The organism is Amycolatopsis albidoflavus (assembly GCF_039525725.1).
Lineage (GTDB): Bacteria > Actinomycetota > Actinomycetes > Mycobacteriales > Pseudonocardiaceae > Amycolatopsis > Amycolatopsis albidoflava.
This window is the reverse complement of sequence record NZ_BAAAHV010000017.1, coordinates 217460-243866: the sequence shown is the minus strand read 5'-3', so window position 1 is coordinate 243866 and position 26407 is coordinate 217460. Positions and strand designations below refer to the sequence as shown.

General features: G+C 69.5%; 26 protein-coding genes. 12 read left to right on the top strand and 14 right to left on the bottom strand.

Features of this window, described 5'->3' with window-relative positions:
• Nucleotides 1–28: 28 nt before the first annotated feature.
• On the top strand, nucleotides 29–1462 hold the full coding sequence (locus tag ABD156_RS28690) for a phytoene desaturase family protein (protein WP_344280434.1): 1434 nt from the start codon (nucleotides 29–31) through the stop codon (nucleotides 1460–1462).
• On the opposite strand, the gene ABD156_RS28685 is transcribed toward ABD156_RS28690, so the two are convergent.
• The 4 genes from ABD156_RS28685 to ABD156_RS28670 all read right to left on the bottom strand — a co-directional run bounded on the left by ABD156_RS28685 (nucleotide 1429) and on the right by ABD156_RS28670 (nucleotide 4783).
• Nucleotides 1429–2079: a response regulator gene (locus tag ABD156_RS28685; RefSeq protein ID WP_344280431.1), complete on the bottom strand. Its 651-nt coding sequence runs from the start codon at nucleotides 2077–2079 to the stop codon at nucleotides 1429–1431. The two genes, ABD156_RS28690 and ABD156_RS28685, sit on opposite strands and share 34 nt — an antisense overlap.
• The gene (locus ABD156_RS28680) at nucleotides 2076–3218 is read right to left on the bottom strand and encodes a sensor histidine kinase (RefSeq protein WP_344281238.1); all 1143 of its coding nucleotides are present in this window, start codon (nucleotides 3216–3218) and stop codon (nucleotides 2076–2078) included. Before ABD156_RS28680 ends, ABD156_RS28685 begins: the two co-directional genes overlap by 4 nt.
• A 213-nt stretch (nucleotides 3219–3431) precedes the next feature.
• Nucleotides 3432–4001: a TetR/AcrR family transcriptional regulator gene (locus ABD156_RS28675; protein WP_344280428.1), complete on the bottom strand. Its 570-nt coding sequence runs from the start codon at nucleotides 3999–4001 to the stop codon at nucleotides 3432–3434.
• Entirely contained in the window at nucleotides 3998–4783 is a 786-nt protein-coding gene (locus ABD156_RS28670; RefSeq protein WP_344280425.1) for an SGNH/GDSL hydrolase family protein, read from the bottom strand. The genes ABD156_RS28675 and ABD156_RS28670 overlap by 4 nt, the downstream gene beginning before the upstream one ends.
• Nucleotides 4784–4900: 117 nt before the next feature.
• Here ABD156_RS28670 and ABD156_RS28665 point away from each other — a divergent pair, with 117 nt between their 5' ends.
• The 4 genes from ABD156_RS28665 (at nucleotide 4901) to ABD156_RS28650 (ending at nucleotide 8544) form a co-directional block, all read left to right on the top strand.
• On the top strand, nucleotides 4901–5464 hold the full coding sequence (locus ABD156_RS28665) for a TetR/AcrR family transcriptional regulator (protein WP_344280422.1): 564 nt from the start codon (nucleotides 4901–4903) through the stop codon (nucleotides 5462–5464).
• 66 nt (nucleotides 5465–5530) lie between these two features.
• Nucleotides 5531–6679 carry an agmatine deiminase family protein gene (locus ABD156_RS28660; protein WP_344280419.1) on the top strand — a complete coding sequence of 383 codons (1149 nt, stop codon included), beginning with the start codon at nucleotides 5531–5533 and terminating at the stop codon, nucleotides 6677–6679.
• 58 nt (nucleotides 6680–6737) lie between these two features.
• A complete protein-coding gene (locus tag ABD156_RS28655) occupies nucleotides 6738–7607 on the top strand; it encodes a YwqG family protein (protein ID WP_344280417.1) in 870 nt (289 codons plus the stop codon).
• A gap of 25 nt (nucleotides 7608–7632) precedes the next feature.
• Nucleotides 7633–8544, top strand: coding sequence for an NAD-dependent epimerase/dehydratase family protein (locus tag ABD156_RS28650; protein ID WP_344280414.1), 912 nt, complete (start codon nucleotides 7633–7635; stop codon nucleotides 8542–8544).
• Nucleotides 8545–8547: 3 nt separating this feature from the next.
• On the opposite strand, the gene ABD156_RS28645 is transcribed toward ABD156_RS28650, so the two are convergent.
• Entirely contained in the window at nucleotides 8548–10020 is a 1473-nt protein-coding gene (locus ABD156_RS28645; protein ID WP_344280411.1) for a helix-turn-helix domain-containing protein, read from the bottom strand.
• Between the two features lie 106 nt (nucleotides 10021–10126).
• Between ABD156_RS28645 and adh the strand changes: the two genes are divergently transcribed.
• The 3 genes from adh to ABD156_RS28630 all read left to right on the top strand — a co-directional run bounded on the left by adh (nucleotide 10127) and on the right by ABD156_RS28630 (nucleotide 12812).
• Nucleotides 10127–11650 (top strand): aldehyde dehydrogenase, encoded by a 1524-nt coding sequence (gene adh, locus ABD156_RS28640; RefSeq protein ID WP_344280408.1) that lies wholly within the window; start codon nucleotides 10127–10129, stop codon nucleotides 11648–11650.
• Nucleotides 11650–12021: a DUF779 domain-containing protein gene (locus ABD156_RS28635; RefSeq protein ID WP_344280405.1), complete on the top strand. Its 372-nt coding sequence runs from the start codon at nucleotides 11650–11652 to the stop codon at nucleotides 12019–12021. The genes adh and ABD156_RS28635 overlap by 1 nt, the downstream gene beginning before the upstream one ends.
• 101 nt (nucleotides 12022–12122) lie before the next feature.
• Nucleotides 12123–12812: an MOSC domain-containing protein gene (locus ABD156_RS28630; RefSeq protein ID WP_344280402.1), complete on the top strand. Its 690-nt coding sequence runs from the start codon at nucleotides 12123–12125 to the stop codon at nucleotides 12810–12812.
• On the opposite strand, the gene ABD156_RS28625 is transcribed toward ABD156_RS28630, so the two are convergent.
• Entirely contained in the window at nucleotides 12789–14363 is a 1575-nt protein-coding gene (locus ABD156_RS28625) for a beta-N-acetylhexosaminidase (protein ID WP_344280400.1), read from the bottom strand. The two genes, ABD156_RS28630 and ABD156_RS28625, sit on opposite strands and share 24 nt — an antisense overlap.
• A gap of 560 nt (nucleotides 14364–14923) precedes the next feature.
• Nucleotides 14924–16798, bottom strand: a complete 1875-nt coding sequence (locus ABD156_RS28620) for a propionyl-CoA synthetase (RefSeq protein ID WP_344280397.1) — start codon at nucleotides 16796–16798, stop codon at nucleotides 14924–14926.
• Nucleotides 16799–17015: 217 nt separating this feature from the next.
• On the opposite strand from ABD156_RS28620, the gene ABD156_RS28615 reads away from it, so the two are divergent.
• A complete protein-coding gene (locus tag ABD156_RS28615; RefSeq protein ID WP_344280394.1) occupies nucleotides 17016–18728 on the top strand; it encodes a protein kinase domain-containing protein in 1713 nt (570 codons plus the stop codon).
• Here ABD156_RS28615 and ABD156_RS28610 read toward each other — a convergent pair.
• A complete protein-coding gene (locus ABD156_RS28610; RefSeq protein ID WP_344280391.1) occupies nucleotides 18717–19289 on the bottom strand; it encodes a class I SAM-dependent methyltransferase in 573 nt (190 codons plus the stop codon). The two genes, ABD156_RS28615 and ABD156_RS28610, sit on opposite strands and share 12 nt — an antisense overlap.
• A gap of 55 nt (nucleotides 19290–19344) precedes the next feature.
• Between ABD156_RS28610 and ABD156_RS28605 the strand changes: the two genes are divergently transcribed.
• A complete protein-coding gene (locus tag ABD156_RS28605) occupies nucleotides 19345–20124 on the top strand; it encodes an AraC family transcriptional regulator (RefSeq protein ID WP_344280388.1) in 780 nt (259 codons plus the stop codon).
• Here the strand turns inward: ABD156_RS28605 and ABD156_RS28600 are convergent.
• The gene (locus tag ABD156_RS28600; RefSeq protein ID WP_344280385.1) at nucleotides 20075–21643 is read right to left on the bottom strand and encodes a dolichyl-phosphate-mannose--protein mannosyltransferase; all 1569 of its coding nucleotides are present in this window, start codon (nucleotides 21641–21643) and stop codon (nucleotides 20075–20077) included. The two genes, ABD156_RS28605 and ABD156_RS28600, sit on opposite strands and share 50 nt — an antisense overlap.
• Before the next feature lie 54 nt (nucleotides 21644–21697).
• Here ABD156_RS28600 and rsmI point away from each other — a divergent pair, with 54 nt between their 5' ends.
• On the top strand, nucleotides 21698–22537 hold the full coding sequence (gene rsmI / locus ABD156_RS28595; RefSeq protein ID WP_344280382.1) for a 16S rRNA (cytidine(1402)-2'-O)-methyltransferase: 840 nt from the start codon (nucleotides 21698–21700) through the stop codon (nucleotides 22535–22537).
• Nucleotide 22538: 1 nt separating this feature from the next.
• Here rsmI and ABD156_RS28590 read toward each other — a convergent pair whose 3' ends face one another.
• The 4 genes from ABD156_RS28590 to ABD156_RS28575 all read right to left on the bottom strand — a co-directional run bounded on the left by ABD156_RS28590 (nucleotide 22539) and on the right by ABD156_RS28575 (nucleotide 23996).
• On the bottom strand, nucleotides 22539–22829 hold the full coding sequence (locus tag ABD156_RS28590; protein WP_344280379.1) for a hypothetical protein: 291 nt from the start codon (nucleotides 22827–22829) through the stop codon (nucleotides 22539–22541).
• Nucleotides 22826–23077, bottom strand: coding sequence for a hypothetical protein (locus ABD156_RS28585; RefSeq protein ID WP_344280376.1), 252 nt, complete (start codon nucleotides 23075–23077; stop codon nucleotides 22826–22828). The genes ABD156_RS28590 and ABD156_RS28585 overlap by 4 nt, the downstream gene beginning before the upstream one ends.
• The gene (locus ABD156_RS28580) at nucleotides 23056–23295 is read right to left on the bottom strand and encodes a hypothetical protein (protein WP_344280373.1); all 240 of its coding nucleotides are present in this window, start codon (nucleotides 23293–23295) and stop codon (nucleotides 23056–23058) included. The genes ABD156_RS28585 and ABD156_RS28580 overlap by 22 nt, the downstream gene beginning before the upstream one ends.
• 224 nt (nucleotides 23296–23519) lie before the next feature.
• Nucleotides 23520–23996: a QsdR family transcriptional regulator gene (locus ABD156_RS28575; protein WP_344280370.1), complete on the bottom strand. Its 477-nt coding sequence runs from the start codon at nucleotides 23994–23996 to the stop codon at nucleotides 23520–23522.
• A 172-nt stretch (nucleotides 23997–24168) separates the two neighbouring features.
• On the opposite strand from ABD156_RS28575, the gene ABD156_RS28570 reads away from it, so the two are divergent.
• Complete coding sequence (locus tag ABD156_RS28570) at nucleotides 24169–25128, top strand: quinone oxidoreductase family protein (RefSeq protein WP_344280367.1); 960 nt, start codon at nucleotides 24169–24171, stop codon at nucleotides 25126–25128.
• A gap of 34 nt (nucleotides 25129–25162) precedes the next feature.
• On the opposite strand, the gene ABD156_RS28565 is transcribed toward ABD156_RS28570, so the two are convergent.
• The gene (locus ABD156_RS28565) at nucleotides 25163–26401 is read right to left on the bottom strand and encodes an aminodeoxychorismate synthase component I (protein WP_344280364.1); all 1239 of its coding nucleotides are present in this window, start codon (nucleotides 26399–26401) and stop codon (nucleotides 25163–25165) included.
• Nucleotides 26402–26407 lie beyond the last annotated feature (6 nt).

Sequence of the window (26407 nt, the reverse complement as noted above, 5' to 3'; positions counted from 1 at the left end):
CGGTTCGTCGCAGCCGTAGGCTCGGGGCGTGTCTCCGTCTGTCACGCTGGACGTCGCGGTCGTCGGCTCGGGGCCGAACGGCCTGGCCGCGGCCGTAGTCCTCGCGCGGGCCGGGCTGTCGGTCGAGGTGTACGAGGCGGCTGCCGAGCCGGGCGGCGGGGCGCGGTCGAAGCACCTGTTCGATTCCGGCGTTGTCCATGACATCTGCTCCGCGGTCCATCCGATGGCGGCGGCCTCGCCGTTTCTGAAGCAGTTCGATCTCGACCTCTGTCATCCCGAAATCCCGTACGCGCAGCCGATCGACGAGAAGACCACAGCGATCGCGTACGCGGATCTCGAACGCACCTGCGTGCGGCTAGGGAGCGACGGGGAACGGTGGCGGCGCTTCATGACGCCATTGATCGAGCACAGCGCTGAGATCACCGAAGTGCTCCTCGGCGACCTTCGACACCCGCCACCTCCGCGTACGGCGGCGTACATCGCGACGCGCGCTCTCGCGGCGACAGTGAATCCCTTCAAGGGCAAGGAAGCAGCAGCGCTGATTGCGGGTGTAGAGGCGCACGCGCTTGGCAAGCTGCCCTCGCTCATCGGCGGCGGCATCGCGGTACTGCTGAGCCATCTCGCGCACACCACGGGATGGCCGATTCCCCGTGGTGGTTCGCAACGCATCACCGACGCTCTTGTCGCCGACATCGAGGCACACGGTGGTCGCGTACGCACCAACGCGCGCGTCACCGACGTACGCGAGTTAGCGCACGCGCGTGCGGTACTGCTTGACCTAGCGCCTAAAGGCGTACTAGAGCTAGCAGGGCCGCTCCTGCCGAAGCAGTACCGCAGGGCGCTGGAGAAAGTCCGCTACGGACCTGCGGCGGCGAAGGTCGACTTCCTGGTCTCCGAAGAAATCCCCTGGCGCGAAAAGGAACTAGCCCAAGCCGGGACGGTCCACATCGGAGGAACGAGAGCCGAGGTGCACGCGGCCGAAAACGCGGTAGCCGCCGGGAAACGGGCGAGAGACCCGTTCGTCCTCCTCTCCCAGCCGATGGCCGCCGACCCGTCCCGCGGTCTTCCCGGCAAACAGCCGATCTGGGCCTACGCCCATGTCCCGCAAGGAGATTCGCTAGACCCGACCGCCGCGATCATCCGCCGCATCGAACGCTTCGCCCCGGGTTTCCGCGACACGATCCTCGCCTCGCGCGCGATCCCGGCGAGCGAATTCGAGTCCTACAACCCCAATTACGTCACCGGCGACATCGCGTCCGCCGCGGTCACGATGCGCCAGGTGCTGGGGCGGCCGGTCTTGCGCTGGGATCCGTATCGGACTCCGTTGCGCGGCGTCTACCTGTGCTCGGCCGCGACGCCGCCGGGTCCGGGCGTGCATGGGATGGCCGGTCAGCATGCCGCGGAACGTGTGCTGCGCAACGAGTTCGGCTACCGCCCCGGCCGGACCAGGCCGGTTTCGTAGGCGACCACCACGGCTTGCGCCCGGCTCGAGATCCCGAGTTTGGGCATCAGCCGGTTGAGGTGCGTCTTCACCGTGGCCTCGCTGACCAGCAGCTGAGCCGCGATCTCCCCGTTCGGCATTCCGGTGCCGACCAGCCGGAGGACCTCGCGTTCGCGCTCGGTCAGCCCGCTCAGTTCCGGCGCGGGTTCGGCGGGCGGGCCGCTCGTGTACGCCTCGACCAGCCGCCGCGTGATCGTCGGGCCGAACAGCATGTCCCCGCGCGCCACTGCCTGGATGCCGGAAATCAGCGTCTCCGGCGGACTGTCCTTGAGCAGGAACCCGGCGGCACCGGCCCGCAGCGCGCGGTACACGTATTCGTCGAGGTCGAAGACGGTCAGGATCAGCACGCGCGGGTTCTCCGGCCCGGCGAGGATGCGGGCGGTGGCGGACACCCCGTCGAGGCCGGGCAGCCGGATGTCCATCAGGATCACCTCGGGCCGCAGTCGCGCCGCCTCGTGCACGGCCTCCAGCCCGTCGCGCGCCTCGCCGACAACCTCGACGCCCGGCGCGGCATTGAGCAGCGCGACGAGGCCGGCGCGGACGAGGTCCTGGTCGTCCACCACGAGCACACTGGTCACTGGGGTTCTCCGGAGGTCCGGCCCGGGTACGGGAGGGTCAGCACAACCTCGAACCCCGCCGGTTCGCGAGGCCCGATTTCGATTTCGCCACCGTACATACGCGCCCGCTCGCGCATGCCGACGAGGCCGTGACCGGCGGGATTGCCGTCGGCGCGCGGTCCGCCGCCGGAGTCGGCCACACGCAGCCGCAGCGGGTTGGCCAGGTACTCGACGTCCAGCGAGGCGAACGAATCCGGCGCGTGTTTCAGCACGTTCGTCAAAGCTTCCTGCGCGACCCGGTACGCGCACAACTGCTGGCCCGACGGCAGCGTCCGCGGCGTTCCGGTGACCTGCAGCCGCACTGTGAGCCCAGCCTCGCGAACCCGGCTGACCAGCGCGGGAAGCTCGTCGAGACCGGGCTGCGGACGGTATTCGCCCGGTTCGTGATGGGGCGGTCGCAGGACGCTGAGCAGGCGGCGGAGTTCGTCCAGCGCCTCGGTGGTCGTGCCGGTGATCGTGTCGAGCGCGCCGCGCGCGGTGTCCGGCGCGGATTCGAAGACGTACCTCGCGAGGTTGGCCTGCACGGAGATCACCGACAGATGGTGCGAGACGACGTCGTGCAGCTCGCGCGCGATGCGCAGCCGTTCTTCCACGACTGCCAGCTCGGCGCGGTCGGCGCGTTCCGCGGTCGCGTGCAGGGCGAGCCCGCGCAGGTAGACGGAGTGTCCAATAAGGACGGTCGCAGACGCTTGCAGCACGGCGATCACCGTGTCGCCGATCGGGTTCGAGCTGTCGCCGACGAGCATCGTCACCTCGAAGCCGGCCATCGCGAACAGCGACGGCGGCCAGGCTTGCCGTACCGGATAGCGCGCCCAGACTGTGTAGGCGGCGATCAGCACGTCGGGTCGGCCTAGCGTCGCGCGATACCCGGCCAGCGCGAACGCACCGACGAGAACCGTGACCGCGATCAGCACGCCGATCGGGTAGCGCCGCCGGACCGCCAGCGGCGCAGCGCCCGCCACCGCGAGCAGCAACCCGGGCAGCCCCGGACGGTCGCCGAGAGAACCGTGGTGGACCGCCGCCCCGGCGAAAAGGAATAGTCCGACCGCAGCGGCCAGCAGCGAATCCGTGAGGAGCGGCCGCGCCCGCAAGATCCGCATCACGCGCCCGAAGCTACCTTCCTGACCGGCGGTTTCCCAATGCTCTACCGCGGTCGCGGCAGGCCGCCTACCGCCAGGGTTTACCGGCGGATGCGGCGACGGGTGGATCCCGGGGACGGATCGAGCGGTTACGGTCGGTTCCGAATGGTCATCCATTCCCGCTGCTCGGCGGAGAGCCAGGGGTGGGGAGGATTCCGGGCTCTCCGCTGAGCTTCACCCCAGATACGCGTCCAGCGTCACAGCCAACGCCGATTCCGGCGAAGGCGCGAAGCTCGCCCCAGCCAGTCCGCCCCACAGCCACAGTTGCGCGAGACCGTGCAACGCGCCCCACAGCGATGCTGCGACAAGCCGAGGATCTGTACCCGGACGCAGTCGGTCGTCGTCCGCTTCGGCGCGGTCGAGACGTACTAGCTCCGCGAAGGTGTCGAAGACAGCACTGCTGGCCGAGACCAGCCCGGGCTCTTCAGGGTCAATGAGGTCGCGACGGAACATCAGCTCGAACATGGCGGGATTCGTAACCGCGAAGTCGACGTACGCATGACAGGCGGCCGTGACGCGCTCGCGCGGGGTGCCGTCGGGCAACTGTGCTCCCCGCTGGAGCAACTGTGTGAAGCCAAGCGTCGCTACGGCCGACAGCAGCTCCGCGCGGCCCGAGAAGTGGCGAAGCGGCGCACCGTGCGACACGCCTGCCGCCTTCGCGATACCGCGCAACGTCACAGCCTCGACGCCGGAGCCGACAAGCAAGTCCGCTGCGGTACGGATCAACCGCTGTCGCGCGCTCATACCTGGGCTTCGGAGAAGGCCACGGGCAGCAGCTCCGGACGCTTCGGCAGGAAGCCGTCGCCAGGGGATCGGCCGATGAGCCGGTTGCGCAGCCGCGTGATCCCCACCGGCAGCACCTCCTGCCACAGCCAGCGCAGGTCGGCGATCGCGCTGCCCTGGGCCGGCGCGCCGGGCAATGGTTGCAGCCAGCTGCCGTCGTGCTCCACGCCAAGCCGGTCGAGGACGTGGCCGGCGACGCGGAGGTGCCCGGCCTGCGACAGATGCAGCCGGTCTGGCCCGAAGTAGCGCGAATCGTGCGCGGCCTGGTCCGGCCACAGGTCGACGAGCTTCGCGCCGTAGCTGACCGAAGCCTCGCGGATGGCGTCGTTGAGCGCGGTGACCCGCGGCCGCATCCGTCCGCCCAGCGGCATGCGATGTGCGATGTCGCTCAAGGTGAAGGTGACGACGTTCGGCGCGATCTGCGTGCACTGGCGGATCGCGGTGTCCACGCGACGCGCGACCGTGCGCGCGTCCCAGCCTCGGCTCATGACGTCGTTCCCGCCGCCGAACAACGCGATCAGGTCCGGCTCATGCCGCTCGGCGGCAGGCATCTGCTCCGCGGTGATCTGGTCGAGCCGCCGCCCGCGAACGGCCAGGTTGGCGTAGCGGAAGGAGGTTTCGTCGCGCGCGAGCCGCCCGGCGACGTAATCCGCCCAGCCGCGGTACCGGCTGTGATCCGGGTAGGGATCGTCCAGCCCCTCTGCGCAGCTGTCGCCGACGGCGACGAACGTGTGGAAACCCATTCCGCTCTCCGTAACCCCTGGTTCATCTTGTAGACACTGTCTATCAAAGTAGGTAGACGGTGTCTACACCCGGGCCCCGTTACCGTGTTGACTGAAGCTTCAGTCAAGGAGGTGTGGATGGCAGGCAAACGGGATCGCATCCTGCGGGCCGCGGTGGGCATGATCGCCCGAAGCGGCGTCCGGGGGCTGCGGGTCGAGGAGGTCGCCGCGGAGGCCGACGCGTCGACCGGGTTGATTTATTACCACTTCAAGGACCGGGCCGGGCTGTTGCGCGCCACTCTCGATCACGTCAACGACCGTGCTGAGCGTTACACCGCGCAGGAAGTGCCGGATTCGGCGGACGCGCGGGCCGTGCTGGAACAGACGCTGCTGCTGGAACTGCAGGACACCGCCGAGGTTCGGGAGAACAGCACGGCATGGGGAGAGTTGCGGGCCAGTGCCGTCTTCGAGGACGACCTGCGGGAGCGTCTCGCCGAAGCCACTCGGTTGTGGGTCGCCGAGATCGCCGAACTGGTCGAGGCTGCCGGCGTGGCACCGGGCGGTCTCTCCGAACCCGCTGACGTCGCCGAGCGGCTGACGGCGCTGGTCGAAGGGCTGTCCGAACGCTGGCTGTCCGGGACTCTCGACCTCCAGCGGGCGCGTGCCCTCGTCCGGGGAGCGATCGTCGCCGAGCTGGGTTGATCAAATTGACTAAATTTTCAGTCAGTGTCAGAGTGAGGCTCCGCCGACCCGCTTGGAGCTCACTCGATGACGCACGAATTCGTTTCCCGCCGCACCGCGCTCACCGCCGCGCTAGGGCTCGGCGCCGCGCTGGGCGTGGCCGCGTGCGGCACCGAAACCCCAGCTCCGGCCCCGGCCGCGCCTCCGTCGCCGGGCAGCAGCGGCACGGCGTCCGGTGGTCGGGTGTTCGGGGCCGAATGGGAGAAGCACGCCCGCACCCTCATGGCCTGGCCTGCTTCGGACGGCGTCTGGGGTCCTGACCTGCCCGCGGTCCAGGCCGCCATCGCTGGGCTCGCCCGGGCCGTCGCCGGTTTCGAAAAGGTCGTCCTGCTGGCCGGTCCCGACCATCGCGACGCCGCCCAGAGCGCGGTCGGCTCCGACGTCGAGGTGGCCGAGATCCCGGTGGACGACCTCTGGGCCCGGGACACGGCCCCGGTCTTCATCCGGGACGCCGGAAAGCTGACCGGCGTCGATTTCGGGTTCAACGGCTGGGGCGGCAAACAGCAGCACGCCCGGGACGGCGCGGTGGCCAAGGCCGTGCTGGAGAAGTACCAGCTGCCCCGCATCGCGGCTCCGCTCGTCGCCGAGGGCGGCGCGCTGGAGACCGACGGCCAGGGCACGCTCCTGGTCACCGAAAGCTCGTTGGTCAACGACAACCGCAACCCGGGCAAGGACCGCGCGCGCGTCGAAGACGAGTTGAAGCGGACGTTGGGCGTCACCACCGTGATCTGGCTGGCCGGTGTCAAAGGCGAGGACATCACCGACGCGCATGTCGACTGTCTCGTCCGCTACGTCGCACCCGGTGTCGTCTTGCTGGACAAGCCTTTTCCCGGCGCGCCAGCGGACGTCTGGTCGCGGGCCGCCGAGCAGGCGCGCGGAGTGCTGGCCAGCGCCGCCGACGCGGCCGGCCGGAAGCTCGAAGTCGTCGACTTGCCCCAGCCCGACCCGGACCGGATCACCGGCCGGGGCGAGGCGTTCGTGTCGTCCTACGCCAATTTCTACGTTGCCAATGGCGCGGTGTTCCTGCCGAAATTCGGCGACGAAGCCGCCGACGACCGGGCGCGCGGCATCCTGGCCGAGCACTTCCCCGGCCGCGAGGCCGTCCTGGTCCCGATCGACGCGATCGCCGCCGGGGGCGGCGGGATTCACTGCTCGACCCACGACATGCCCGGCTGATGGGGGAGCCGCTCGGCGCTCAAGCGTTTTTGTCGGTGCCTTGCGCCACTATGGCGGAGTGACTGCATGGAGAGATCAACTCAGCGCTCTCGCTCAAGATCGGCTGCCCGCTGAGGTGGCGGCGAAATGGATCGAGCTGTTCCAGCCCGGGATCCGGCTTGCCGCCGAGGGCACCGGGCCGCGCGTGGGGCAGCTCGGCGGAAATCCGGCGCTGCCGGACGCGGTGGAATGGCCGATCTGGGAGGAGAAGGGGCCGCTCACGTTCGTCGCCGCGGTGGATTGCGCGTCGCTGCCGCGGGAGTTCTTGACCATTCCGCTGCCGGAGACGGGGACGCTGCTGTTCTTCTCGTTCGACGGACGCTACGAACCCGATAATTACCGGCACATTCTGCCCACCGATGCCGACGGCTATCGAGTGATCTTCGTGCCCGCGGGCACCGCGGTCACCGAACGAACGCCTCCGGCCGACCTCGAGCCCTACCCGCAGCGTGACGTTTTCGCGGAGATCGTGGCCACTGCCCCGGAAAGCGAGCACATCCTGCTGGACCAGACCACGACCGCGAGCGGAGTGTCCCTGGCTGAAGCTGTCGAGGCAGGCCCCGAACCTGAGCGGATCGGTGCCCTGGTGTTCGGAAACCTCACCTGGGAGGTCAACGAAGGCACGCCGCAACATCAGATCGGTGGCTTCGCCACACCGGTCCAGGACGCCGTGGAGAACGAGATCGCGGCGGAGGTGCTGGAAGGCGGGTGGCAAGATCCGCGGCTCAAGGAAGAAGCGGCCCGCTGGGTGCTGCTCGCGCAGTTCGACAGCGACAACGAAACCGACATGATGTGGGGCGACGTCGGGATGGTGTACTGGCTCATCCGAGCCGACGATCTTCAAGAAGGCCGGTTCGAGGCCGCCCGCTGCTTGATGCAGTGCGGTTGACGATCATCCCGAACGGAAGCGGACGATGAAGATCTTGGTGGTGGGCGGCAGCGGCCTGCTGGGGCAGCACGTCCTCGACGAGTTGAGGAAACGCGGCCACGAGACGACCGCCGTCGCGCGTACGGCACGTGAGGGAGTCGACCGGACGCTCGACGTCTCGAAGGCTTCGCACGAGGAGTTGCGCGAAGCGCTCGACGGACACGACGGCGTTGTCTTCGCTGGCGGTATGGACGATCGTGCGGTCGGACGCGGGCCAGTCGAGCCTCGGTTGCGCGCGGGCAACGTCGCACCTGTCGCCGCGTTGTTGCGCGCGGCGCGCGAAGCCGGCTGTACGCGGGCGGCGGTGCTCGGGTCGTATTACACGTACTTCGACCGCGTACGCCCGGAGTGGGGGTTGGCCGCGAAGCATCCGTACGTGCGCAGTCGGCTGGAGCAGGCCCGTGTCGCGCGCGAAACGGCCGGGCCGGGATTGCCGGTGGCGGTGATCGAAGTGCCGTTTGTCTTTGGGGTCGCGGAGGATCGGGTACCGCAGTGGTCGGTGCCAATCGTGAAGTGGGTGCACTCCAACTCGCCGCTCCTCGCGCCTCCCGGCGGGACTGCGGCGACGAGTGCGCGCGGAGTTGGCGTCGCGACGGTTGATGCGCTGGAGGCGGCGTCGGGCGCGGATGTCCCGGTGGCGGAGGAAAATCTGCAGTGGACGGACATGTTCGCCCGGCTGGCCGCGGCGGCGGGACGACCGCGCCGGGTGCGGTCGATGCCGTCCTGGCCGGTGCGCGGCGCGTTCAAGCTCGGCGGATTTCTTAACGCACTGAGCGGGAAGCAGCCAGGTCTGACTGTGCAGCACATGGACGGGTTGTTGTTGCGGGAGTTGTATTTGGAGCTGAACTACTCGGCTCCGGTGGACGATGCGATCCGGGAGACTGCTGCTGCGCGGTAAGAATCAGCCCAACCTGGCGCGGTGAGTCCGCACCGCCGCCAACCGCGGATCCGACGGCGCGAGCACGGCGGACAACGCGTCCAGAATCGCCACATCGTCAGCGCCACAGGAGGTTTCCCAGAACGACCACAACGTGTCCGCGTCGCCGCTGTTCAACGCCAGCTGCCGGACCTGCGCGCTGATCGATTCGCGTTCCTCCAGGATCGCGGGTGATTCCGACTCCGCGAGCAGCGGTCCCTGGAACGACCGGACCGCCGCCGCGGCGTCTCCTGCGCGCAGGGCCGCTTTGGTGCGCAGGAAATCCGCGTCCACGGTGGCCGCGAGGCGGTACGGGCGGGTCTGCAACACTCCGGTGCCGAGCTGGGTGCGCAGCCGGTGGATCTCGGCGCGCACGGTCACCGGGTTGCCAGCCTCGCCGTACAGCTGCAGCGCCAGCTTTTCCGCCGACAAGCCGCGCGGCTGAAGCGCGAGCAGGGTCAGCAATTCGGCGTGCCGCAGGGTGAACGGGATGTCGCGACCGTCCACAATGGTCGATCCGGGGCCGTCGGTGAGGTATTCGAGGGACAGCCGGCGCCGGGTCGCGGAGCCGGACGTGGCGATCCGCAGGAGGTAGCCCTCGTCCAGCGGGTCGACGGTGGCGATCCGGCCGTCCGGCAGCGTCACCGTGCCGCCGCCTTTTCGCACCTCCACAGTGGACGGAAGCGTGCACGATTCGGCCGCCAGCACCCGTCCGCCCGCGGAAAGGAGTGCGCCGGGGCGGCCGCGCAGCGACGCCAGGTGCGGCATGTTCGCCCGCCGCACCTTCTCGTCGCGGACCGCCAGCTGGGCGCGCAGCCGTCCCTCGGCCAGCTGCGCGGTTGCGGTGACCAGCGACAACATCGCCGGATGCACGGTGCGGAGCGGGCCGCTGACGTCGATCGAGCCGAGCAGCGCGCCGGTGTCCGGGTCGCGCACGGGGGCCGCCGCGCAGGTCCAGGTGTGATAGCGGCGGACGAGATGTTCGGCGGAGTAGATCTGCACCGGCTGGCCGGTCGCGAGCGTCGTGCCCATCGCGTTCGTGCCGATCGCCTCTTCGCTCCACCGCGTGCCCTCGGTGAGCGCGACCTGGTCCGCGCGCAGCAGCACGCCGGTCGCGCCCTCGCGCCACAGGATCAGCCCGTTCGCGTCGGTCACGATCATCATGTGCTCGGCGTCGTCGGCGATGCTCACCAGCATCTCGCGCAGCAGCGGCAGCACCGGGGCCAGCGGATGCTCCGCGCGCAGGTCGGTGAGCTCGTCCGCCTCGAAGATCAGCGGGGCCTCGCCCGAGTCCGGGTCGACGTGCGCGGCCAGCGAGCGCTCCCACGACGCCGACACCACCGACCGTGGCGAGCGCGGTGCGGTAGCCCCGGACAGCACTGCTTCGCGGACATGCCGGAGCAGCCGCGCGTACGACTCCGGATCGCGCAGCAGGTCGGGTTCGGGCAGCTCCGCCACGTGAACGAGAGTAGAGACCCTGGTCACAAGGCTGCAACGTTGGCGCAACGTTGCCCGGCCTACGGTCGCCGCCGACCGTCACCGACCAGCAATGAGGCAGGGCAAGATGGCCGTATACGCCGCACCGAACACCGACGGCGCCGTCGTCGACTACGAGACCCGCTACGACCACTACATCGGCGGCGAATACGTCGCGCCGGCGGGCGGGCAGTACTTCGAGAACCCGACGCCGGTGACCGGGAAGACCTTCACCGAGATCGCCCGCGGCACGGCGGCCGACGTCGACCGGGCGCTCGACGCGGCCGAGGGCGCCGCACCCGCGTGGGGCCGCACCTCGACCGAGGAACGCGCGAACATCCTGCTCAAGATCGCCGACCGGATGGAACAGAACCTCGAGCGGATCGCGGTCGCCGAGGCCTGGGAGAACGGCAAACCGGTCCGCGAAACCCTCGCCGCCGACATCCCGCTCGCGATCGACCACTTCCGCTACTTCGCCGGCGCGCTGCGAGCACAGGAAGGCGGCATCTCGCAGATCGACGACAACACCGTCGCCTACCACTTCCACGAGCCGCTCGGCGTCGTCGGCCAGATCATCCCGTGGAACTTCCCGCTGCTGATGGCGGTCTGGAAGCTCGCCCCGGCGCTGGCCGCGGGCAACGCGATCGTGCTCAAGCCCGCCGAGCAAACCCCGGCGTCGATCCACCTGCTGCTGTCGATCATCGGCGACCTTATCCCGCCGGGCGTGCTGAACATCGTGAACGGATTCGGCGTCGAGGCGGGCAAACCGCTCGCGTCGAGCAATCGCGTGCGCAAGGTCGCGTTCACCGGAGAGACGACGACCGGGCGGCTGATCCTGCAGTACGCCAGCGAAAACATCATCCCGGTGACCGTCGAGCTGGGCGGCAAGAGCCCGAACATCTTCTTCGACGACGTCGCCGCGGCCAACGACGCGTTCTACGACAAGGCGCAGGAAGGCTTCGCGCTCTTCGCGCTGAACCAGGGCGAGGTCTGCACCTGCCCGTCGCGCGCGCTTATCCAGTCCGGCATCTACGACCGGTTCCTCGGCGACGCGGTCGAGCGCGTGAAGAAGATCAAGCAGGGCAACCCGCTCGACACCGAGACGATGATCGGCGCGCAGGCCTCGAACGACCAGCTCGAGAAAATCCTGTCCTACATCGACATCGGCAAGCAGGAGGGCGCGAAGGTGCTCACCGGCGGCGAGCAGTCCGACCTGGGCGGCGACCTGTCCGGCGGCTATTACGTGCAGCCGACGGTGTTCGAGGGCGACAACAAGATGCGCATCTTCCAGGAGGAGATCTTCGGCCCGGTGGTGTCCGTGGCGAAGTTCGACGACTACGACGACGCGCTCAAGATCGCCAACGACACCCTGTACGGCCTCGGCGCCGGCGTCTGGTCGCGCGACGGGAACACCGCCTACCGGGCGGGCCGCGACATCCAGGCCGGCCGCGTGTGGGTGAACAACTACCACGCTTACCCGGCCCACGCGGCCTTCGGCGGCTACAAGGCGTCCGGCATCGGCCGCGAGAACCACAAGATGATGCTGGACCACTACCAGCAGACGAAGAACCTCCTGGTCTCCTACTCCGACCAGGCGCTGGGCTTCTTCTGATGGGTGAACGGGTCGCCCTGACCCCGGCCGCCGCCGACTTGCTGCGGCGGCTGGTGCCAGTCCACGGACCGGTGATGTTCCACCAGTCCGGCGGATGCTGCGACGGCAGCGCCCCGATGTGTTACCCGGCAGGCGAATTCCGGGTCGGGTCGCACGATGTGCACCTGGGAGACCTGACGGTGGACGGCATCGACGCGGTGCCGGTGTGGATGTCCGGGCCGCAGTTCGAGTACTGGAGGCATACGCATCTGACCATCGACGTGGTGCCTGGGCGGGGGAGCGGATTCTCGCTGGAGGCACCGGAGGGGGTGCGGTTTCTGATCCGGTCCCGGTTGCTCACTGATGAGGAGTCGGCCGAGCTGAACGGTTGATCGCCCGGTGCGCGTTTCCCGCGCACCGGGCACCGCTCGGTTGACCGCTGTGCGGCCGAAAACCTTGGTGCGCCTGCTCGTTGCCTTGCTAGGTTCACTCCATGCTGTCGCTGAAAGACGTCTACGTGGGCGAGCCGACCGTACTCGGCCACCAGCGGGACCAGCCGGTCCTGAGCGCCATCCGGAAAACCCGGGTCGACGCCGGCGAGCTGGCGTTGTCCGAGCTGAACCTGGCCGGTGACCGCCAAGCCGACCTCTCCGTGCACGGCGGTCCCGACAAGGCCGTCTACGTCTACCCGGTCGAGCACTATCCGACGTGGACCGACGAAGGGTACGACGTCGCGCACGGCGACTTCGGCGAGAACCTCTCCGTCGAAGGCGTGCTCGAGAGCGACGTGCGGATCGGCGACATCTGGGCCTGGGGCGACGCGCTCGTGCAAATCGCGCAGCCGCGGCATCCGTGTTTCAAGCTCGCGATGCGGACCGGCCGCAAGGACGTCGTGCCCGCGATGATCGACACCAACCGCTGCGGCTGGTACCTGCGCGTGCTGCGGCCGGGCACGGTCCCGACGGCCGGGCCGCTCGACCTGGTGGAGCGGGCCGAGGGGCCGACCGTCGCGGAGACGTTTCTGGTCGCGGCCGCGAACTACGCACGGTTGCCCGAGCCGGGGCCGATGCTGGAGCGGGCCGAGCGGGTGCTGTCGACGGACGCGTTGCCGGAGGGGTATCGCAAGGGCATTCAGTCCAAAGTGGACCGCGCTAGGGAATCACTTCCAGTCGACCTGGGGTGAGCGGTAGAAGTCGATTCCCTGGGCTTCCCAGCGCGGCGCTTGCTTGGCGATGCGGTCCCGGTAGCCGTCCCAGGTCCGCGAAGCGCGGGGCGACCAGCCGATTTCCGCGACACCGGGCAGGCGCGGGAAGGCCATGTACTCGATGTCGTCGTTGGTCCGGATGGTTTCCGTCCACAGTGGAGCCTCGACCCCGGCGACGGACTTCTCCCCGACGCCGGGAACGAGCGTCGCCGGGTCCCATTCGTAGGCGTCGCGGACTTCGACCAAACCGGCCCAATCCTGGCCCAGCTTGGTCGATTCCGTGTACTTCATGTCGAGGTAGGCGTGGTTGGCGGGCGACATGATGAACTTGTTCCCGCGCGCCGCGGCGGCGGCCACGTCCGCGTTCGGGCCGCCCTGATCCCAGTACTGCGGCACGGCGGACGTCGGCAGCGGCGCCTTCGCCATCTCGTGCCAGCCGGTGATCAGCTTGCCGTACTTGGCGACCATCGGGGTCACCTTCTCGTAGAAGGTTTTGTAGTCCGCGGCGGGCGTCGAGTGTGCTTCGTCGCCGCCGATGCCGATGTATTTGCCAGGAGTGATCGCGGCCAGTTCGCGGATCACGTCCTCCACGAATCGGTACGTGGTAGGCGAATTGATGCACAGCGAGCTGTAGCCGACCTCGATGTCGGTGCGCGGCGGGACCGCCTTGCCGTCGCAGTTGAGTTCCGCGTACACCGACTGCGCGGCATTGGTGTGCCCGGGCATGTCGATTTCCGGCACGACCGTGATGTGGCGGCTCGCGGCGTACGCGACGATGTCGCTGTATTGCTCCTGCGTGTAGTAACCGCCCGGGTCGCCGTACGCCGCCGTCTTGCCGCCTTCGGTCGCCAGCTTCGGCCAGCTCTTGATTTCGATGCGCCAGCCCTGGTCGTCGCTGAGATGCAGGTGCAGGGTGTTGATCTTGTACTGGACGATCTGGTCGATGTACTTCTTCACCTGCGCGGGCGTGAAGAAATGCCGCGCGACGTCGAGCATCGCGCCGCGGTGGGCGAAGCGCGGGTAGTCGAGCACGCTGCCGCCGGCGATCGTCCACGTCCGGTGCTGCACGGACTTCGCCTCGATCGCCGAGGGAAGCAGCTGCCGCAGCGACTGGACGCCGGTGAACAGCCCGGCGGAAGTGTTGGCGCGCAGCCGGACGCCGTTCTTCGTGACGTCGAGCTGATATCCCTCGTCGCCGACGCGCGGGTCGGCGTGGCCGAGGTCGAGCGAGATCGCGGACAAGCCCGGGCTCACCGGGACGACCGGCAGCGGGAAGCCGGTCGCGGGCCGCAGCAGCCCGCGCAGGTACGCGGCGACGTCGCCGGTGCCGTGCCCGGCCCGGATCACCGTCAGCGGCGTGAGCCGGAAGGTGGCGTCCGCCTTCGCCACGGCGTGCACCGGCACCGGTACGAGGTCGGTCACCTGCCGTTCGCTGGGCGCGGGACTCGCCGCGGCCGGCCCGGGCACTCCCACCGCGGCGAGCCCGAACACGGTCACCCCAAGCACGGCCCTGGACAGGGTCTTCCTCACGGCATACCTCCGGTCGCGTCGCGGAGAAGGCGGACTCCAAGAGGTATAGACCACTACCGGGACGCTGACAACGCCCGAAAGGGTCGGCTGACGCCCGATGTCCCGTTCGCCGGGATGCCCGCCGCGCCCCAATGCCACAGTGGGTGCGCTCAGCGCACCGAACGCCACATTGGGTGCGTCGCATGCACCCAATGCCACATTGGGATTTTCTCAGTAGTGGCCTTGGGGAGGTCCGTGAAGGACGTCTGCGGGAGCGGCGTGGCGAGGGTCGGCCGCGTCGCCGCAGCTGGCAGCGGCCCCGCGCCGCATGCCACCGCGCAGCCCCGCGGGGAGACCCGGGTTTGCGCGGGGTTCTCGCGTCGCGCGGCTGCCCTGACGCGTGACGCCGAGGTCCGTGAGGGGAACCCTGAGGGAATCAGAGTCCCTCAGGGTTCCCCTCACGGACTTTCGGCAGGGACGGAGCCACGCGGCCCGGCGGTGCTCCGCATCCCCTGGCCAGCCACCGCTACAACGAACCCGCCACACACCGCACCACTGAGAAAACCTCATCGGTGCGGTGCTCAGGGCCGCAGGATCGCCCGCAACGCGTCGAGCACCGACGGGTCTTCGATGGTCGACGGAACCGCTTCGTCGCGACCGTCCGCGATTCCTCGCATCGTTTTGCGCAGGATCTTCCCCGAGCGAGTCTTCGGCAGTGCGTTGACCACCGAGACGTCGCGGAACGCCGCCACCGGCCCGATGTCGCGGCGAACCAGCGCGACCAGTTCGTCCCGCAACTGCTCCTCGGGCACCTCCACGCCGGACTTCAGCACCACGAAACCGCGCGGCACCTGTCCCTTCAGCTGGTCCGCGACCCCGATCACCGCACACTCCGCGACCGCCGGATGCGACGCCAGCACGGCTTCCATCGAACCGGTCGACAGCCGGTGTCCGGCCACGTTGATCACGTCGTCGGTGCGGCCCATCACGAACAGATAGCCGTCCTCGTCGAGGTAACCCGAGTCGCCGGTCAGGTAGTAGCCGGGGTAGCGCGACAGGTACGCCTCTCGGTAGCGCTCGTCGTCGCCCCACAGCGTCGGCAGCGAACCCGGCGGCAGCGGGAGTTTCAGCGTGATCGCGCCTTCGCGACCCGCCGGCAATTCCTCGCCCGCTTGATCGAGAATGCGCACGTCCCAGCCGGGCACCGGTTTCGTCGCCGACCCGGGTTTGACCGGCATTGGTTCGAGCCCGCGCGGGTTGGCCGCGATCGGCCAGCCGGTTTCGGTCTGCCACCAGTGGTCGACGACCGGCGTGCCGAGGATGTCGTGCGCCCAGTGGTAGGTCTCCGGGTCGAGCCGCTCGCCCGCCAGGAACAGGGTGCGGAACCGGGACAGGTCGTACTTTTTGAGTTCGTCCGCGTCCGGGTCCACCTTCTTCACCGCGCGCAACGCCGTCGGCGCGGTGAACAGCGCCTGCACGCCATGCTCGGAGATGGCCCGCCAGAACGCGCCCGCGTCCGGCGTCCCGACGGGTTTTCCTTCGTACAGCACGGTTGCAGCCCCGACCAGCAGCGGCGCGTAGACGATGTACGAATGCCCGACGACCCAGCCGACGTCGGAAGCCGTCCACCACACGTCCCCGGCGTGGACGTCGTACAGCGCGCCCATCGACCACGCCAGCGCGACCGCGTGCCCGCCCGCGTCGCGGACCACGCCCTTCGGCCGCCCGGTGGTGCCGGACGTGTAGAGGATGTACAGCGGATCGGTCGCCTTCACCGGAACCGGATCCACCGGGTCGGCGTCGGCGACGAGCTCGGTCCAGTCGAGGTCAGTGCCGGACAGCTCCGCGCGCGCCTGTTCGCGCTGGAACACCACGACGTGGTCCGGCTGGTGCTCGGTGGTTTCGAGAGCGGCGTCGATGATCGGCTTGTACTCGACGACCCGCGTCGGCTCGATCCCGCACGACGCGGCGAGGATCAGCTTCGGCTTGGCGTCCTCGATCCGCGCGGCCAGTTCTTTCGGCGCGAAGCCGCCGAACACCACGGAGTGCACCGCGCCGATCCGCGCGCAGGCGAGCATCGCGATGACGGACTGCGGAATCATCGGCAGGTAAAGGATCACGCGATCGCCGCGGGTCACCCCGAGCGACGCGAGCGCGCCGGCGAACGTCGCGACCTCGTCCCGCAGCTCGGCGTAGGTGTAGCGGCGTTTGCGGCCGCTGACCGGCGAATCCCAGATCAGCGCGTCCTGCGCGCCGCGACCGCCGTCGGCGTGCCGGTCGAGGGCGTTGTAGGAGGTGTTCAGCTCGCCGTCGGGATACCAGCGGTAGAACGGCGCGGCGGACGAATCGAGCGCGCGGGTGGGCCGCTGCGTCCAGTCGATCGCCCGGGCCGCGTCGAGCCAGAACTGCTCCGGGTCGTCCAGACTGCGCCGATACGTCTCGGTGTACGCGCCCACGAGGTCTCCTTTGACTTCAGACGGCCGAATCTGCCCTCATGATGGCCTTTCCCCCGGCGGGTCGCAGGTCAGCCGCGTCCGGCGAGATCGATGCGGTGGATCACGTTCCCGCCGCGACCCGGCAACCCCGCGGAGGCCGTGTGCGTCCTAAGCTGGACCGTGGGGAACGGCCGCGCAGCGGCAGGAAGACAACACTGACAGTGAGGGGAACCAGCCGGTGAGCGGAATCGCGAGCGCGCTGCTCTCGCTCGCGCACACCTTGTTCGACCCGGGGTTCTGCCCCGGCGACTGGGTGTGGGCGACGACCACAGCGGGTGCGCTCGTCGCGCTCTTCCCGGCGGCCGGGGCGCTGATCGTGGCGATCGTGCGCAAGGGGACCGGCAACCGGTACGACGCGACCACGCTCACCGTGTTCGGTCTCATCGGCGTGGTGTGCGTGCTGGTGCTGCCGTGGCTGATGGCCTCGGGCATCTCGGAAACGTTCCGCGCGGCCAACGCGGGCCAGGCGACCGGACTGTCCGGGGCGGCCTCGCTCAACAAGGACTACTGCTCGTTCATCGGCGTGCAGAAGAGCTACCTCGGCGGCGGGTCGAACGTCTTCGAGACGCTCTTCTACCCGCGCGGCCTCAAGCTTTCCTACGTGCTGTACCTGCTCGCCTTCACGGTGCTGCCGGTCGGCTCGCTGCTGTTCGTGATGCTGCAGGCGCGCACCGCGTTCCGTCGCGGGCCGAAGTGGCCGTCGCGGTTCTTCTGGATTCCCTTCGTGGTCATGGCGATCGCGTCGGCGGGCATGTCGGCCAACACCGCGGTGCACTTCTGGCTCGGGTTCCTGCCGTTCAGCATCCTGGGACTGATCCCGGTCGCGCTGGTCGGCCCGCCGCCGTGGTCGGTGATCAACCGGCCGGAGCCGCGCCGCGACGAACCGCCCGCCGCGCAGCCTCCGCCGCGCCGGGAGCAGCTGCCGCCGCCTCCGCCGCCGCAGAACAAGCCCTACCCGGCCACCGCGCTGGCGTCCGCTCCGGAGCCGCCTGCCGGGGCGCTGGCCGCCGCGCCCGGCATGATTCCGCCGCCTCCCGGCTCGCGCAACGCGGGCAGCAGCCGGTACCGGCGCGTCCGCCAGCTCGGGACCGGCGGGTTCGGCACGGTCTGGGAAGCCGTCGACACGCAGCTCAACCGCACTGTCGCGCTGAAGATCGCGCACGCGCCCGACCGCGACACCGAGGAGCGGATGCAGCGCGAGGCGCGTGCGCTGGCCGTGGTGAACCACCCCAACTGCGTCCGCGTGTACGACCTGGCCGAGGAGCCGGACGGGCTCGCGCTCGTCATGGAGTACCTGCAGGGCCGCCCGCTCGCCGAGGTGGTCGACGGACAGGGCCCGATCGACGACGTCGCCGCGGGCCGCTTGTGGTCGACGATGGCGGGCGCGCTGGTCGCGGCGCACGAGCGGGGTGTGCTGCATCGCGACGTGAAGCCGTCCAACGTCATCCTCGACCCGGCGGGCATCGCGCACCTCATCGACTTCGGCATCGCCCGCAGCCAGGGCGATTCCAAGATGACCGCCACCGGGATGATGATCGGCACGCCCGACTTCGTCGCGCCGGAGCAGGCGATGGGCTCCCCGGCGAGCCCGGCCTCGGACGCCTGGCAGCTCGCCGCCACGGTCAGCTACGCGCTGACCGGCCAGCCGCCGCGCGGCACCCGCGAGACGCCGATGGCCGCGCTGATGGCCGCGGCGCGCGCCGATCCGGTCACGCACATGCCGCAGCGTTCGGTGCACGCGCGGATCCTGGCGGCGTCGCTGGATCCGGAACCGCGCCGTCGCCCGACGCTGAACTCGGTGCGCCGCGAGGTCGACGGCTGGCTGAGCCGGCAGGGCAAGGCCTTGGATGGGCCGGTCACGCAGATCGTTCCGCGCCGGTCACCCCGCTGACGGCTTCACCGCGGAAAACTCCAGCCGCTTCCGTTCCATCGCCACGCTCACCTGCTCGAACCCGGCCGCCGTCAGCCGGGCGGGCAGGGTGTTCGCGTCGAGGACGTTCATCGTGTCCCCGAGGTGCAGCAGCCGGAATCCGAAGCTGAGCTGGCTGTCCACGCCGCAGTAAGTGCCGCCCGGGCGCAGCACCCGGAACGCCTCCGCGAAGATCCGGTCCTGCAGTTCGTCGGTCGGCACGTGGTGCAGCATCGTGAAGCACACGACCCCGGAAAACCGGCCGTTCTCGAACGGCATCTCCGCGCCGCTGCCCTCGACGACGTCGACCCGGTCGCCGTATTTCTCCCGCAACAGCCGGGTCGACGCCGGATCGATCTCCAAGGCGGTCAGCTGCGGCACAGCGTCGACCAGCACCCGCGTGGTCGCCCCGAAACCCGGTCCGATTTCCAGCACGTCGTCGCCCAGTTCGAAGCGGGCGAGCCAGTCCGGCAGCACCTCGGCCACCGCGGCGGCCCACTTTTCCGAGCTGCAGAGCTTGCGGTGCATCAGGTTCATCGGCATGGCCTCGACGCTAGGGACGAGCCGCGCTGGCTGGAAGACGATAGGCTGTCATCTCATGTCGCAGTACGGTCAAACCGGCGCGATGCTGCTCGGCGACCTTCCGATCTCGGCCGGAGCCTGGTTCCCGTGGCACGACCATCCGGCGCACCAGCTCGTGTGGGCCGCGCGCGGGGTCGCCGCGGTGATGGTCGGCGACGCGCAATGGGTGCTGCCGTCCACGCGCGCGCTCTGGATCCCGGTCGGCGTCTGGCATCGCACCGGCGCGGTCGGGAATGCCGAGCTGCGCGGCATCTACGCCGATCCGGAGCAGTGCCCGGTCGAGTGGCCGTCCCCGCGCATCGTCATCGTCCGGCCGTTGCTGCGGGAATTGCTGGAGCATCTGTCCGCGGACGGCATCAGCGACGACGCCCGACGCCGTGCCGAAGCGGTCGCGTTCGACCTGCTGGAGCCGATGGACGTCGCGCCGATCGTCGTACCCGCGCCCGCAGACCCGAGAGCGCGGGACGTCGCCGACGCGGTGCTCGCCGACCCGGCGGACTCGCGCAGCCTGGCGGAGCTGGGCCGGGAAGTCGGCGCGAGCGAGCGGACGCTGGCGCGCGCGTTCGTCCGAGACTGCCGGATGACGTTCGGCACCTGGCGCACGCAAGCACGGCTGCGCGCGGCATTGCCGTTGCTGGCACAGGGTTTGCCGATGACGACCGTGGCGCACCGGGTCGGGTACGCGACGGCCAGCGCCTTCGTCGCCGCCTTCCGCCGGGCGGTCGGGGTGCCGCCGGGCGCCTACTTCAGCGCCACGAAGGCAGCCACATTTCCGCCTGCCAATGCTCGTTCGTGATCGGGATTCCGTTGAGAATCGGCCACAGCCAGGCGAAGTTCGCGACCACCAGCCCGACGTAGAGCGACACGACGAGCAGACCGGTGCCTCTGCGCTCGAATCCGCGTTTGGCGCTGCCGAGGATCTGCCCGAGCGCCAGCACCAGCCCGAGCACCAGGAACGGGGCCATCGGCGTGGCGTAGAAGAAGTACATCTGCCGGTCGATGTTGGTGAACCAGGGCAGGTAGCCGGCGAAGTAGCCGGTGAGCACGGCGGCGTAGCGCCAGTCCGCGCGGAAGAACCAGCGCCACAGGCCCCAGCCGAGCATCGGGACGGCCAGCCACCACATCGCGGGCGTGCCGATCAGCATCGTCGCGCCGAGGCAGCGCGATTCGCCGCAGCCGGTGACGTTGCCGTCGTAGTAGTAGAGCATCGGCCGCAGGCCCATCGGCCACGTCCACGGCTTCGATTCCCACGGATGCGGATTGTCCTTGGGCGTCAGCAGGGTTTCGTGGAAATGCAGCACGTTGGCGGTGTAGCTGCCGAGCGAGCGCAGCGCGGGCGGGATCCAGCCGAACATGCCCGGGTCGAGGTTCTTGATCTCGGTGTAGTGCCGGTCGGTCGCGGTTTCGCTGGCGAACCACGCCCAGTACGCCGCCAGGTACATCAGCACCGGCACCACGACGATCGCCCACAGCGCGGGCGCGACGTCTCGGCGGATCGTGCCGACCCACGGCCGCTGAACGCCCGCCGCGCGCCGGGCCGCGACGTCGAAGAACACGGTGAGCAGGCCGAACGCCGCGATGTAGTACAGCGCGGACCATTTGACGCCGAAGGTCAGGCCGATCATCAGCCCGGCCGCGAACCGCCACCAGCGGAAGCCGAGCTTCGGGCCCCACTGCGATTCGCCGATCCAGCCCTCGCGCACCGCGACCGCCAGCCGCTGCCGCACCTGGTCGCGGTCGCAGAGCACGCAGGCGAACGCGGCGAGCACGAAGAACGCGATGAAGATGTCGAGCATCCCCATCCGCGACTGCAGGTGCAGCACGCCGTCGCAGATCACCAGCACGCCCGCGATGCCGCCGAGCAGCGTCGAGCGGGTCAGCCGGCGCGCGATGCGCACGGTGAGCAGCACGATCAGCGTGCCGGCCACCGCCGACATCAGCCGCCAGCCCCAGCCGTTGTAGCCGAAGAGCCACTCGCCGAACGCGATGAAGTCCTTGGCCAGCGGCGGGTGCACGATCAGCTCGTACCCGGCGTTGTCCTCGTACCCGCCGTTGCGCAGCATCTGCGCGGCCTGGGGCACGTAGTGCTTCTCGTCGAAGACAGGACTGCCGTGGTCGGTGGGAAGGCCCAGATTCTGCATCCGGACGACGCCGCCGATCACGGTCAGCACGATCGTGACGATCCAGCCGCGCAGCCGGTCGGCGGGCATGGCCCGGCCGAGCAGGGTGGCTTCGCGGTCAGTCGGGGGGCGGCGCGCGTCGACCGGGTCCGGCCGCACGCTCTCGTCGTCGGCTCGGGTCAGCAGCGCGGTCACGGGGCCCGATAGTACGGCCTGATCCACTGGTGGCGTCTGGTTAGGCTGACTGCCATGACTTCTGCGTCCGGACGGCTCGTGCTCGCCGCCACTCCGCTGGGCGATCCCGGCGACGCGTCCGCCCGGCTGATCGAGGCGCTGGGCTCGGCAGACGTGATCGCCGCCGAGGACACTCGACGCCTTCGCGGGCTCGCTTCCGCACTCGGCGTGTCGCCCGCCGGCCGGGTGGTCAGCTTCTACGAGGACGTCGAGACTGCCCGGCTGCCGAAGCTGCTGGAGGCGCTGCACGGCGGCGAGACAGTGCTGGTCGTGACTGATGCCGGGATGCCGAGTGTGTCCGATCCCGGGTTCCGGCTCGTGGCTGCTTGCGTCGAGGAGGATCTGCCGATCACCTGCCTGCCCGGTCCGTCGGCGGTGACGACCGCGCTCGCGTTGTCCGGGCTGCCGTGCGACCGGTTCTGCTTCGAGGGCTTCGCGCCGCGCAAGCCTGGTGAACGGTCGAAGTGGTTCGCGGAGCTGGTGAGCGAGCGCCGGACGGTCGTGTTCTTCGAATCGCCGCACCGGATCGCTTCCCTGCTGTCGGACGCCGCCGCCGCGCTGGGCGGTTCGCGGCGGGCCGCGGTGTGCCGGGAGCTGACGAAGACGTACGAAGAGGTCAAACGGGGCACACTCGCGGAACTTGCCGAGTGGGCAGCGGACGGGGTGCGCGGCGAGATCTCGGTGGTGCTGGAGGGGGCGGCTCCTCGGCAGGCGTCGGTGTCGGACCTGGTGCCGGAGGTGGCGGAGCGGGTCGCTTCGGGGGAACGGCTGAAGACCGTCGCGGCCGAGGTCGCCGGTGCGGCTGGGGTGTCCACGAAGGAGCTCTACGCGGCGGTGCTCGCGGCTCGGAAGTGATTCAGTACCGGCGGGCGTTGTCTTCGGCTCGGAACTGCAGCCACCTCGGGTCGCTAGGTGCGGTTTTGGTGATCGTGGCCAGTTCGTCCGGTCGCCAAGTGCCGACACCGTCGGTGCGCACGGCATGGTCTTCCGGTAGGCCGTCGTCGGGAATTTCCGTGGTGCTGGCGAGGAACTCAGCGACGGTGGCTGGATCGGCGACGGCGCGCGAAGCGGCAACGGGCACCAGCGCGAGTTCGCCGTCTCCGGCGACGACGAGGTCACCGGCTGACGTCGCGGCCAGCGCGGTCACTGCCGAGCGGAGCAGTTTGTGCTCCGTGGTTCGGTCGCGCTCGACGTCCAGGACCAGGAGGAATTCTGCTTGAGCCGTTTCGGGTCGCCGAGCGAGATCTTCCTGACCCGGCGCAGCGAAGGGAACTCGAACACCAGGAACTGGTGTTCGTAGGTGTTGCCGCGAATCGCCAGGTGCCGCCCGTCGGAGCTGAAGACCGGAAGCCCCCAGCAGTTAGAGTCCAGAATCAGGGTCGGTCGAGGAACCACAGCCGGTCGCCTGGACGGGAGAAGAGCACAAGGCTCGCGCCCTGATCGCTCTGCATCGTGGCGATCAGCCCTCCCGCCGGATGCGCGACGATGCCGCAGTCCCGTGTCCGGGCGGGCGAGATGGCGCCAGTGCTGAGGTCGATGACGTCCGAACGGTCGTAGAGATCGGGCGGGGTCGGCGACGTCCACAGTGACTGGCCGTCCGGGCTGAAGGCCACATGGTCAGAGACGGCGATGTCCAGCGGTCGAACTTCCCGTACTCCGCGGAATCCGCGCCCACCGCGCCGATTTCGCGAAGCACTCGCTCGGCGTAGAAGAGGTGCACCGCGGGCCGGTCCTGATCGATCCCGGCGACGAGCGGCAGTTTCGGATGGCACACCAGCTTGCCGATCGAAGCGGTGGGGATCCGGGCGATGGCCTGGACAGCGGTCACTAAGAGATTTTACCGGCTGCGCAACAGCATTTTCGCCGCTACCAAAGCCTTCTCCGCGTCCGGCTCCTCGCCGGTGATCGCGTCGGTGTAGATGAACGACTCGCCGACCCGCACGAGCAGATACGCCAGATCCGCCACCGGCAACGGTGACTCCAGTCGCCCGGCCGCCACCTCGTCGGACAGCAGCGCCTGCACCTTCTCGATGGTCCGCGACTGCACCAGGCTCGCCTTGGTCGTCAACAACCTCAGCGCGCGCTCCGGCTCCCGGCGCAAAAACGCGCGGAACGGCGAGGAAGCGTTGACCGTCCGCACGAACGCCCCGATCGCCTCCGCGACGCCGTCCCCGCCGCGGCCCGCATAACTCACGTTATCCAGCACCGCGGACGTCTCCGCCCACAGGATTTCGCTCAGCAGGTGGTCGCGGCTGCCGACCCAGCGGTGCAGGGTCGCGCGGCTGACGCCGAGGTCGCCGGCCAGGTCGCGCATGTCGACGCGGTCTCCGGCGAGGAACCGGGCGCGGGCGAGGCGGAAGGCCGCGACGGAGTCGGGTCGCGAGGCGCGGGTGGACAGTGGCGTGTCGATGGGCGAGACGTTAGCAGAGAGTGTCCCATCGATGAGACATATGGCAGAATGTCTCACGACGAGAGGAGCCGCGAAGATGCGTGCTGTGCAGGTGACCGAATTCGGCGGTCCCGAGGTGCTGAAGCCGGTCGAGCTGCCCGATCCGGTGGCCGGGCCGGGGCAGGTGCTGATCGAGGTCGACCGTGTCGGGCTGAACTACGCGGACACGCACCAGGCGGAGAACTCGTATCTCGCCCCGAGCAAGCTGCCGCTCGTGCCGGGTGGCGAGGTCGTCGGGCGCACGGCGGACGGCAAGCGCGTGGTCGCGCTGCTCAACGACGGCGGCGGTTACGCCGAGCGCGTCGTCGCCGACGAGGCCATGACCTTCCCGGTTCCGGACGGCGTCGACGACCTGAACGCGCTGTCCATGCTGGTCCAGGGCGCGACCGCGTGGATCATGCTGCGCAAGAACGCCCACCTCGAACCCGGCGAGTCCGTCGTCGTGCACGCCGCGGCGGGCGGGGTCGGATCGATCGCGGTGCAGCTGGCCAACGCGTGGGGCGCGGGCCGCGTGATCGCGACCGCGAGCAGCGAGGAAAAGCGCGCGCTGGCGATCGAACTCGGCGCGGACGTCGCGGTGGATTCCCGCGCGGAGAACATGACCGAGGTTCTCCGGGAAGCCAACGGCGGCAAGCGGGTCGACGTGGTCCTCGACATGGTCGGCGGCCCGACCACCGACCAGAGCATCGTCGCGCTGGCTCCGTTCGGCCGACTGGTGTTCTACGGCATGGCCGGCCGCCGCTCGCCGAAGCCGATCGAATTGCGCAACCTGCTCGGCCACAGCACGACCGTGGCCGGGATGTGGCTGCCGCACGTGTTCCGCTTGCCGGGCAACGTTTTCGGCACCGCGCTCAGCGACTTGTTCACGATGGTGCTGGACGGAAAACTCCGCGCGATCGCGGGCGGCGAGTACGCGCTGGAGGACGCTCGGAAGGCGCACGAAGCGCTGCGGTCCAGGGGCACGACGGGCAAGCTGCTGCTCGACCCCCGTAGGTGAGGCTTGTGAGTGTTAAAACCGGTTAGAACCGGCTTTAACACTCACCAGGCCTGGCCAGCAGGGATTCCAGCGGCGCCGCTTTGTGCAGGCACTCCTGCCACTCCGCGGCGCTGTCCGAGTCCGCCGTGATCCCGCCGCCGACTCCCAGCGCGATCCGGTCCCCGGCGATCTCGAACGTCCGGATCGCCACGTTCAGCTCCAGCCCCGCCAGCGGCGACACCATCCCGACCGCGCCGGTGTACACCCCGCGCGCGGCCGGTTCCAGCTCGGCGATCAGGTCCAGCGCCCGGATCTTCGGCGCGCCGGTGACCGAACCGGGCGGGAACGTCGCGGCCAGCAGCCCATGATCGGTCACCTCGTCCGCCAGCACACCCTCCACAGTGGACGCGAGATGCCACACCCCCGGCGCGGGATGCACCGCGAGCAGCTCCGGAACCACGACGCTGCCGACCTCGCACACCCGGCCGAGATCGTTGCGCACCAGGTCGGTGATCATCACGTTCTCCGCGACGTCCTTCGCCGACTGCCGCAACCGGAGCGCGTTGCCGTCGTCCGCCGGACCGCGCCGGGGCAGCGTCCCCTTGATCGGCGACGACCGCACGCGGTGCCCGTGCCGGGCTAAAAACAGCTCTGGCGACAGCGAAACCACCGAACCCCAGGCGCCGGCGACGTAGGCCGCCCGTTGCGGAGCTAGCCGTCGCACCCCTTCGGCGAAGAGCGCGGCCGGTGAACCCTCGAACGTCCCGGTGAACCGCGAGCAGACGTTCGCCTGGAACAGTTCGCCCGCCTCGATCTCGTGCACGCACGCCTTCACCGCCTGCTCGTGCCCGGACGGCCGCCGCAATGCACTTGCCGACCACGACAGCTCCTCGGACCCAGATAAAGCCCGCTCCACCACGGCGAGCTGCGCGTCGGCGTCGCCTTCGAGCGACTCGAACCAACACACTCCGGCCGCGTCCCAGCGCAGCACGTGATCCGCCCAGCCCCAGGCCGATTCCGGAACGCCGGTCGACCGTCCGGACGGATCCGCCTGGTCGTAAGCCAGAAACCCGAACCACCCGCCACCGATCCGGCCCGGAGGACCCGAAACGGGAGAAACCGAAGGGAACGGCCGCGGAGTCACCGCCAGGAACGGAGCCACCACCGCTCGCGACCCGAACCAGTCCCCGCAGACCGCGGCCGGTTCGGGCAGGCCGTGCGCCCGGGCGTACGCGGACAGCAGGACAAGCACCCGCGAAGGTGGCAGGTCGGTCCGCAGCCGCTGGAAACGCATCGCGCC